The following is an 8741-nucleotide window of genomic DNA, read 5'->3' as shown; positions in this document are numbered from 1 at the left end:
GGACGCGGGTGGACCGGGGTTCGCGGCCCGCGAGGTGCGCACGCCGGAGCAATGGGCTGATTTCGTCGACGTGCTGTGCTCCTGCTGGGATCCGCCGCGGCCGGTGATGCACGACTTCCTGCGCCGCGCGCGCTTCGCCGCTCTGGCGCCCGGAAGCTGCGGACGGTTCCTGGTCGGGTACGTCGAGGAGGTGCCCGTCTGCACGGCCGAGGCCCTGCTGTACGCGGACGTCGCGGTGCTCTACAACATCGTCACGCTGCCGGACCGGCAGTGCCGCGGCTACGGCACCGCGATCACGGTCGCGGCCCTCGAGCTCGCCCGGGAGGCCGGCTATCGCGTTGCCGCGCTGCAGGCCTCCGCGCAGGGCGAGCCGGTCTATCGACGGCTCGGGTTCGAGCAGGTCGGGCAGTACATGCTCTACGGGTTCGGCGGCTGAGGCCGCGCCGGATACTTCGGCCGTCACCGAACGAACCCGGGCTTAGTTTGGAGGCATGGCAGCCAAGGAGCACCGCTTCTCCCGCTACGCCGACGTCGTCGCGGCGCTGGCCGAGCCGGCCCTCGTCCCGATCCCGCCCCGCGCCCGCGCCGCCGCGACACCGCCCGGCGCAGCCGACACGCTCGAGCCCGCGGACAGGCCGGGGACCGCGGCCTGGCTGCGGGCCACCGTCGCCCGCTTCGCCTCCGGCCCGACCCACCAGCGGCGCCGCGGCCTGGTCGAGGCCGACCTCGACCGGCTGGACCCGGCCGGGCTGCGCCTGGCCGCGACCCGCGCCGCGGCCGCCGCGGCCCACACCGGCGGTGCGCCCGGCGACGCGCGGCTGCTCGCCGTGCGGGTGTTGGCCGACGCGCTCGGCCTGCCCGATCCGGACGCGGTCGCCGCGGACGTGCTGCTGGTCGCGGGGGTCTACTTCGGCGGGGACGAGGAGGCCGCGGACGCGGCGGTAGCCCGGCTGATGGCCGTGCTGCTCTCGGCCGACGAGCCGCTGCTGCCCGGCATCGAAGGGCACGAACACGACATGTGGCGGACCGGGCGCGCGGACGGACGCGCGGCCAGGGCGGTCGGCGAGGACGGGGACGAGCCGGGCGCCGACGCCGACGGGCGGGTGGCGGCGGCCCGGCTGGAGGCCGCGGCCAACCGGATCGGCCTGCTCGTCCAGGCCTGCGACGCGACCGGCACGCTGGTGGACCACGCCCGGCGGGCGATGCGTGCGCAAGCCGGGAACCCCGAGGTCGAGGCCGTGCTGGCGGAGACGCTGCGGCACGACCCGCCGGTGCGCACCATGCGGCGCGTCGCGCTGCGCCCGGTCCAGGTCGGCGGCGTGGCGCTGGCCGCGGGCGACGCGGTGACCCTGGACATCGCCGCCGCCAACCGTGACCCCGAGGTCTTCACCCGCCCCGACACCTTCGACCTGGAGCGCACCATGCCCGCACTCACCTTCGGCGCCGACCCGCGCCGCTGCCCCGGCCGCCGCCACGCCTTCGCCCTCGCCGCCGGAATCCTCGACCACGTCGGCAATCTGGAGGCGGCCCGCGGGCACGGACCGGCGGAACTGGACGAGGCCGCATGATGCGCGCCGCCGGCTCCAACCCCGATCAAGGCCCTGCCGCGGACTCCGAGCGGATCCGCGCCCGCCGCGCCGCGTTCGCCGCACTGCACCATCATGACGCCGAGCCGCTGCTGCTGCCGAACGCGTGGGACCATGCCAGTGCCGCCGCGCTCGCCCGCGCCGGGTTCCCGGCGGTGGCCACGACCAGCCTGGGCGTCGCCGCGTCCGCCGGATTCCGAGACGGGGCACGGCACACGCGCGCGGCCACGCTGGCGCTGGCCCGCGCTCTCGGCGACGGCCCGTACCTGCTCTCGATCGACGCCGAGGACGGTTACGCCGACGAGCCCGAGGATGTCGCCGAATTCGCGCGTGAGCTGGCCGACGCGGGCGTGGTCGGGCTCAATCTTGAAGACGGGCGCGCCGACGGCACGCTCACCGATCCGGTCCTGCACGCCGCCAGGATCGCCGCGGTGAAGGCGGCCGTGCCAGACCTCTTCGTCAATGCACGTACGGACACCTACTGGCTCGATGTGCGGACTGAAGAGACCATGGGCCGGCTGGTGCGTTACCGCGAGGCCGGGGCGGACGGCGTGTTCGTACCCGGAGTCGCCGATGCGGCGCGGATCACCGAGCTGGTGAAGGGAATCGGGGCCCCGCTCAACGTGCTCTACCGCCCCGGCGGCCCCAACGTGCGCGAACTCGGCGACCTCGGCGTACGACGGATCAGCCTCGGCTCGCTGCTCTACCGGATCGCCCTCGGCGCCGCACTCGACGCGGCCGAGTCGATTCGCCAGGACAGGTCAGTGGCCTTCGACGCCCCCGCGTACGCCGAGGTCCAGGCGCTCGCGGGCGAGGACGGCGTCAGCTGAGCGGCCCGGACTACGCGAGCGCCGCGCCCGTACCCGCGTCGGCGTCCGCCTGGGTGGCGGTGAGTCCGTCGCTGCCGCGGAGCCGGTCGAGCTTCGTGCGCACGATCGCAGTCCTCGGATGGCCCATCGCCTCCAGGATCTTCAGGCAGCCGGTCAGCAGCTCCTCGGCCTCCTCGTCGCGGCCCTGCGCGAGCAGGAACGCGCCGAAGAACTCACGTGTCTGCGCCTCGTTGCGCAGCTGCCCGAGGCCGCTGCTCAGCTTCAGCGCCTCGCGGAACCAGGACTCGGCCGGTTCGGCACGGCCGTCGATGCGCCAGCGTGCTTCGGCCTGGATCAGCAGGCCGTCGGCGACGATCAGGCCGTGGTCGATCTCCCGGCCGATCTCCACCGCCTCCGCGCCCGCGCGTTCGGCCTCGGCGTGCCGGCCCGCCCGCAGCATCGCGTGGCCCAGGTTGTTCAGCGCGCCGGCGAGCGGGCGCAGGCTGCCGGAGGCGCGGTTGCGGGCCACGGCCTGGTCGCCGTACGCGATCGCCTCGTCGTAGTGCCCTGCTTCCCAGTGCACGATGCACAGGCTGGTCAGCGTCGCAGCGGTCTGCGCCTCGAGGCCGAGTTCGGTGGCGACCTCGAGCGCGACCTTGTAGTCGAGCATCGCCTCGTCGAACCGGTGCAGCTCGGTCAGCGCCTGGGCGCGGCTGTTGCGCATCCGGCCCTCGACCGTCCGGTCCCCCAGGGCGTGGGCGCAGCGCAGTCCGGTCTCCGCGGCCGCGATCCAGTCCGCCCGGTTGCTGCGCATCAGGAAGAACGGCCACATGGTGTGCGGCAGCTGCCAGCCGAAGTCGTACAGGCCGCTCGCCTCGGCCAGCTCGGCCGCGGCCAGCAGGTTGGCGCGCTCGAGGTGGTACCAGGCCAGCGCCGCGTCCGCGTCCGCGAGCGGCTCCGGCTCGACGCCGAGGTCCGGCGCGGGCAGCCAGGGGCGGCCCGGGTGCACCAGGTGCCCGGCGGCGTCGGTGGTCAGGGTGTACCAGGTCAGCATCCGCTCCAGCGCGGCCCGGCGCAGCTCGGGCGGCTCCGACTGCTCGGCCCGCTCGGCCGCGTACAGCCGGATCAGGTCGTGGAAGCGGTAGCGCTCGGGGGCGGGCGACTCCAGCAGGTGCACGTCGACCAGGGATTCGAGGACGTACTCGGCCTGCTCCTCGTCCACGCCGAACAGCGCCGCCGCCGCACGCAGGCACAGGTCGGGGGTGGAGACCAGGCCCAGCAGCCGGAAGGCGCGGGCGCGGGAGATGCCAGGGCGGGCACCCGCGGCCCGCGAGGAGGCGTCCGGCCCCGCGTGCTGCTCCGCGTGCGGCCCGGCGTCCGGCTCGTCCTCGGCGAGCTGGGCGTAGCTCATGTCGAAGGTGGAGCGGGTCGCCAGGTCCCCGACGGCGAGTTCGTCGAGCCGCCGGCGGACGTCGGCCACCCGCTCGGCCAGCGTCTGCACGCTCCAAGCCGGCCGCGTCTCCAGCCTGGCCGCGCAGATCCGCAGCGCCAGCGGCAGGCCCGCGCACGCGTCGAGCACCGCGGCGGCCGCCTTCGGCTCGCGGGCCACGCGCCGGACCCCGGCCACGTTCTCCAGCAGGCTCAGCGCCTCCGGGTAGCTCATCGGCTCGAGCTGCACGTGTCGCGCGGCGGGCAGGTGGGCCAGCTGGACCCGGCTGGTGACCAGCACGCCGCAGCGTTCCGAGGCCGGAAGCAGGGGCCTGATCTGGGCGGCGTCCCCGGCGTTGTCCAGCAGCACCAGCAGCGCGCGGTCGCGCACCACGCTGCGGAACCGGGCGGAACGCGCCTCGAGCGACTCGGGGATCTGCTCCGGGCCGTCGCCGAGTTCGGCCAGCCAGCGCCCGAGCACCGCGGCCGGATCCTTCGGGCTCCGGCCGGCCCCGTCCAGGTTCGCGAACAGCGCGCCGTCGGGGTACTGCGCGGCCGCGAGGTGCGCGACGTGCACGGCCAGGCTGGTCTTGCCCATGCCCCCGCCGCCGCAGACCACGGCCACGCAGGGGCGGCCGAGCTGCCCGTCCGGCCGCGGCACCAGGGCCTCGAGCAGCGCGGCGATCTGGGTGTTGCGTCCGGTGAAGTCGCCGACGCCGGGCGGCAGCTGGGCCGGACGCCGCGGCGCGGGCGAGAGCGTGGCCGACGCGTCGTGCTGAGGCGGCACGACTGATGCCGCGTCGGGGCGGTGCTGAGCCCCGGTGCCGCTCGCGCGCTCGGCCGTCGCCCGCGCCAGCAGCGCGGCCAGGTGCGCGCCGTCGGTGCCGGTGAGCTCGGCGAATCCGGCCAGCGCGTCCGGCACGATCAACCGCTTGCCGTTGAGCCAGCGTTCCCACGAGGCCCGGCTGTAGTGCGTGTGCCGGCCGATCTGGGCGAGGGAGAGCCCCGCCGCGTCCTTCGCCGCGCGCAGCTCCCGGGCCAGCCGCCCGGCCGCGTCCTCGACCGCCATCGCCCCACCTCCTCGTCCGTCCGCACCGCCATCTTGCATCGTACGGAGCCGACTGTGCGCTGACGAGACGTCAGATGGGCCGGACGGCCGAGGAGGCGCGATCCGGACGGCGGGTCAGATCGGGAAGTGGGCCTGCCCGCTCACCTGGGCGGTCACCCAGCGGGTGTCGGTGAAGGACTCGGCCCCGGCCTGGCCGCCGAAGCGTCCGTAGCCGGAGTTCTTCACACCGCCGAACGGCGCCTGCGGCTCGTCCGCGATCGACTGGTCGTTGACGTGCACGATGCCGGTGCGCAGCCGGGCCGCCACCTCAAGGCCCCGGGCCAGGTTCTGCGTGATCACGCCCGCGGTCAGGCCGTGCGGAGTGTCGTTCGCCAGCGCGATCGCCTCCTCGACCCCGTCGACCGGGTGGATCACCGTGGCCGGGCCGAAGATCTCGTCGTAGTACACGCGCATGTCCTTGGTCACGCCGGCCAGCACGGTCGGGCGGATCAGCGTGCCGGGCGCCTCGATCTCGCCGGTGCCGGCGACCAGTTCGGCGCCCTTGTCCACCGCGTCGCGGATCAGCGCGGAGACCCGCTCGGCGGCGGAGGGGCTGATCACCGGGCCGATCACGGTGCCGGAGGCGCCGGGGTCGCCGACCGGCAGGGCGCGCACCCGCGCGGCGAAGCGCTCGGTGAAGGCGTCCGCGACCGAGCGGTCCACGATCACCCGGTCCACGCACATGCAGATCTGGCCGGCGTTCATGTACGCGCCGAACACCGCCGCGTCCACGGCGTAGTCCACGTCCGCGTCGTCCAGCACGACCAGGGCGTTCTTCCCGCCGAGCTCGAGCACCGCGGGCTTGAGGTGGGTCGCGGCCAGCACGCCGATGCGCCGCCCCACCTCGGTGGAGCCGGTGAAGTTGACCATGCGCACGCGCTCGTCGCCGATCAGCGCCTCGACCACGGCCCCGGCCTCGGCCCGGTCGTTGGTGACCACGTTGAGCACGCCCGCGGGCAGGCCGGCCTCGTGCAGCACGTCCGAGATGAGCAGGCCGCAGGCGATCGGGGCGTCCTCGCTCGGCTTGAGCACCACGGTGTTGCCCACGGCCAGCGGCATCGCCACGGCCCGCACGCCCAGGATCACCGGCGCGTTCCACGGGGAGATGGCCGCGACCACGCCCTTGGGCACGCGCACCTGGGTGGAGAGCACGCCGTCGGCGTTGGTCGCGAGCACCTGGCCGACCGGCTGGGAGACCGAAGCGGCGGCCTCGCGCAGCATGTCCGCGGCGAGCATCACGTTGAACCCGGCCCACGGGGCGACCGCGCCGACCTCGTCGGCCATCAGCGCGATGACGTCCTTGGCCCGGTCCGCGAGCAGGTCGGCGGCGCGCGAGAGGATGGCCCGGCGTTCGGCCGGCCTGGTCGCCGCCCAGGCCGGGAAGGCCTCGGCCGCGGCGTCCACCGCGGCCCGCACGTCCTCCACGCCGCCCGCCGCGACCTCGGCGTACACCTCGCCGGTCCACGGATTGCGGTCCGCGGCGACGGCGCCGGACCGGCTGGGGACCTCGCGGCCCGAAAGGATGAGACCTCGCTTGGTGATGGCGGCCACGGCACACACTCCGTCGTTTGTCGGATCCAGCCTCGTCGCTGGTGTCGCTGCTGGCCGGAACGCTAGGTCGGGGCCGTCGGCACGTCAATGGGCTGGAGTGTTCGCTTGCTGAACTTTTATTCACCATACTCCGTCGAACAGGCGGACTACCGCGTCGAGCCCCGGGGCGTACCCGTCCGTCGTGTCCACCTCCAGCTCGGGAACGCCCAGCGCGGGCCGCACGAACCCGTCGTGGCCCGGCGCGTGTCCGGCGGCGTCGGCGGCCGGGCGCTCGCCGTGCGCGCGGCGGGACGGATCGCCCGCCAGACGCCGCACCACCCGCGCGTGGGCTATCTCAGCCGAGACCCGGCAGTGCACGACACGGATGCGGGCGAGCCCGCGCAGCGGCTCGAGACGCGGGCGCCAGATGTGGTCCTGGAACGCCGCCTCGGCCACGGTCGTCACCCCGGCCCGCAGCAGCAGCTCGAGCACGCCGAAGAAGGCCGGCAGCGTACGCAGGTTCAGCTCGTGCGCGGCGGCGTCGGGAACGGCGGCGGCCTCGGCCGGGGCGAAGCCGGGTGTGGCGTGCACCATGCCCTCCTTGATCTCGTCCCGGCAGATCGCCGGACAGCCCACCTGACGTGCGATCAGATGCGCGAGCGTGGTCTTGCCCGAGCCGGGCGGGCCGCTGACGACGAGCAGCGCGGGGGAGGAGCCCATGGCCCCTTATACCCCCGTCGCGGCCGGTCAGGGATCCGGTGCGGGCGCCGGTTCATACCCCTGTTCGAGGGATGGGGCGCATGAATCGGCCGCCGTGGGGGAACCCGGTCCTGGTGACCACTCAGATCAACGCCGAGACCGTCGAGGCCGCCGAGACCCCCGCGCCGGCCGAAGCGGCGTGGGACACGGCGTCCTCGGACGCGCTTGCCGACGGGCCGTCAGACGCCTGGGACCGGCTGGCCGCACTGGCCTTCGACGGCGCGACCGCGCACGGCGGCTGCTCCGCCCAGGCACACGAGTGCACCTGCCGGGCCGAGCACGCCGGGCACGGCGCACACTCCGGCGACACCGCGGCGCCGTCGGGCGCTGTCGCGCCGGACGAATCAGCCGGCTGATCCCGAACTCTCCCTGCGGCGGATTCATCCGGTCCGCCGCCGGGCAGGAGATCAGCGGAAAAGCCCCTGCACGCTGCTCCTTCGCTCGAATTCGGGAGGCGGCCATGGCGACCGCGCGGTTCGCCCGCAACGGCCAGGTACGTCTGGCCTTCGAGGCCTTCGGGCCGCCCGGCGGGCACCCGCTCCTGCTCATCCAGGGCCTCGACTCGCCGATGCAGTGGTGGCCGGACGGCTTCTGCGCCGCCCTGGCCGCACGCGGCTTCGCCGTGGTCCGCTACGACCTGCGCGACTGCGGACGCTCCAGCCGGGCCAGGCCCTCGGCCCGCCCCGGCGTCCCCGCGTATACGGCCATGGACATGATCGACGACGCCGCGGCCGTGCTCGACGCGCTCGGCTGGAGCGCCGCGCACGTGGTGGGCATGTCGCTCGGCGCGAGCGTGGCGGTGGGCCTCGCGCTGCGGCGGCCGGAGCGGGTGCGCTCGGTGGTGTCCCTGATGGGCCTGCCGGCCGGGTTCCACACCCGCGACGTGCTGCCCCACCTCGACCTGCTCGGACTGGCCCGGCTGGGCCGGCTGAGCACCCGTCAGGCCGCCGACTACGCGCAGGACGTCGCGGTGCAGGTGTCGACGGCGCGGATGCTCGCGGCCCGGTCCCAGCCCTTCGACGAGGAGTGGGCCCGGCGCACCGCGGTGCGGGTGCGGGCCGCGGCCCCCGGCGATCCGGCCACCGCCCGCAGACAGCTGGCCGCGCTGCGCGCCGACGACGGACTGCTGCGCCACCCCGAGTCCGTCAGCGTGCCGCTGCTCGCCCTGGCCGGCGCCGAGGATCCGCTGATCCGGCCCCAGGCCGCCCGCGTCCTGGCCCGTTCGGTGCCGCAGGGTCGCGCGCTGGTGTTGGAAGGCGTCGGGCACGAGGTGCCGCGGCGTGCTTGGCCGCTGGTCACGCAGGAGATCGAAAGAAACGCGGGGCGTAACCTAGCGGGGCGTCACTCGTTGTGCGGTACATGGATACCGTAGGGATAGCCGACATCGGGCGCCTGGACGCGTCCGAACTTGACGAACTGCTCCAGCGCGCAATCGACCCGTACGTCCCGGTCGAACTCTTCTACGCCGTACTCGACCGCATCGGCCAGCCCCTGGCCGCCGCGCCCGAGCCCGTTGTGGAC

Annotated in this window: 9 protein-coding genes; 5 read left to right on the top strand and 4 right to left on the bottom strand. The window is 74.8% G+C overall.

Annotated features, from left to right (window positions below):
• The 3 genes from KDL01_RS36190 to KDL01_RS36180 form a co-directional block, all read left to right on the top strand.
• Positions 1-436 (top strand): GNAT family N-acetyltransferase (locus KDL01_RS36190; RefSeq protein ID WP_212533219.1); only part of this gene is annotated, 436 nt, incomplete at its 5' end.
• A 55-nt stretch (positions 437-491) separates the two neighbouring features.
• Positions 492-1568, top strand: coding sequence for a cytochrome P450 (locus tag KDL01_RS36185; protein WP_212533218.1), 1077 nt, complete (start codon positions 492-494; stop codon positions 1566-1568).
• Positions 1565-2416, top strand: a complete 852-nt coding sequence (locus KDL01_RS36180) for an isocitrate lyase/PEP mutase family protein (RefSeq protein ID WP_212533217.1) — start codon at positions 1565-1567, stop codon at positions 2414-2416. The genes KDL01_RS36185 and KDL01_RS36180 overlap by 4 nt, the downstream gene beginning before the upstream one ends.
• Positions 2417-2426: 10 nt before the next feature.
• Here KDL01_RS36180 and KDL01_RS36175 read toward each other — a convergent pair whose 3' ends face one another.
• From KDL01_RS36175 to KDL01_RS36165, 3 genes are all read right to left on the bottom strand, one after another.
• Entirely contained in the window at positions 2427-4892 is a 2466-nt protein-coding gene (locus tag KDL01_RS36175; protein WP_212533216.1) for a helix-turn-helix domain-containing protein, read from the bottom strand.
• A gap of 114 nt (positions 4893-5006) precedes the next feature.
• Positions 5007-6482, bottom strand: a complete 1476-nt coding sequence (locus KDL01_RS36170; protein WP_212533215.1) for an aldehyde dehydrogenase family protein — start codon at positions 6480-6482, stop codon at positions 5007-5009.
• A 120-nt stretch (positions 6483-6602) separates the two neighbouring features.
• Positions 6603-7181 carry a P-loop nucleotide/nucleoside kinase family protein gene (locus KDL01_RS36165; RefSeq protein ID WP_212533214.1) on the bottom strand — a complete coding sequence of 193 codons (579 nt, stop codon included), beginning with the start codon at positions 7179-7181 and terminating at the stop codon, positions 6603-6605.
• A gap of 80 nt (positions 7182-7261) precedes the next feature.
• Between KDL01_RS36165 and KDL01_RS36160 the strand changes: the two genes are divergently transcribed.
• On the top strand, positions 7262-7576 hold the full coding sequence (locus KDL01_RS36160; RefSeq protein ID WP_212533213.1) for a hypothetical protein: 315 nt from the start codon (positions 7262-7264) through the stop codon (positions 7574-7576).
• A gap of 104 nt (positions 7577-7680) precedes the next feature.
• Positions 7681-8592, top strand: coding sequence for an alpha/beta fold hydrolase (locus KDL01_RS36155; RefSeq protein ID WP_212533212.1), 912 nt, complete (start codon positions 7681-7683; stop codon positions 8590-8592).
• On the opposite strand, the gene KDL01_RS36150 is transcribed toward KDL01_RS36155, so the two are convergent.
• A partial coding sequence (locus tag KDL01_RS36150; protein ID WP_212533211.1) for a hypothetical protein occupies positions 8562-8741 on the bottom strand: 180 nt, incomplete at its 5' end. The genes KDL01_RS36155 and KDL01_RS36150 overlap by 31 nt on opposite strands.

The sequence above is a fragment of the Actinospica durhamensis genome, assembly GCF_018139695.1.
Classification (GTDB): Bacteria; Actinomycetota; Actinomycetes; order Streptomycetales; family Catenulisporaceae; genus Actinospica; species Actinospica durhamensis.
Note: the sequence above shows the minus strand (reverse complement) of the source record. Positions and strands in the feature narration are given on the sequence as shown.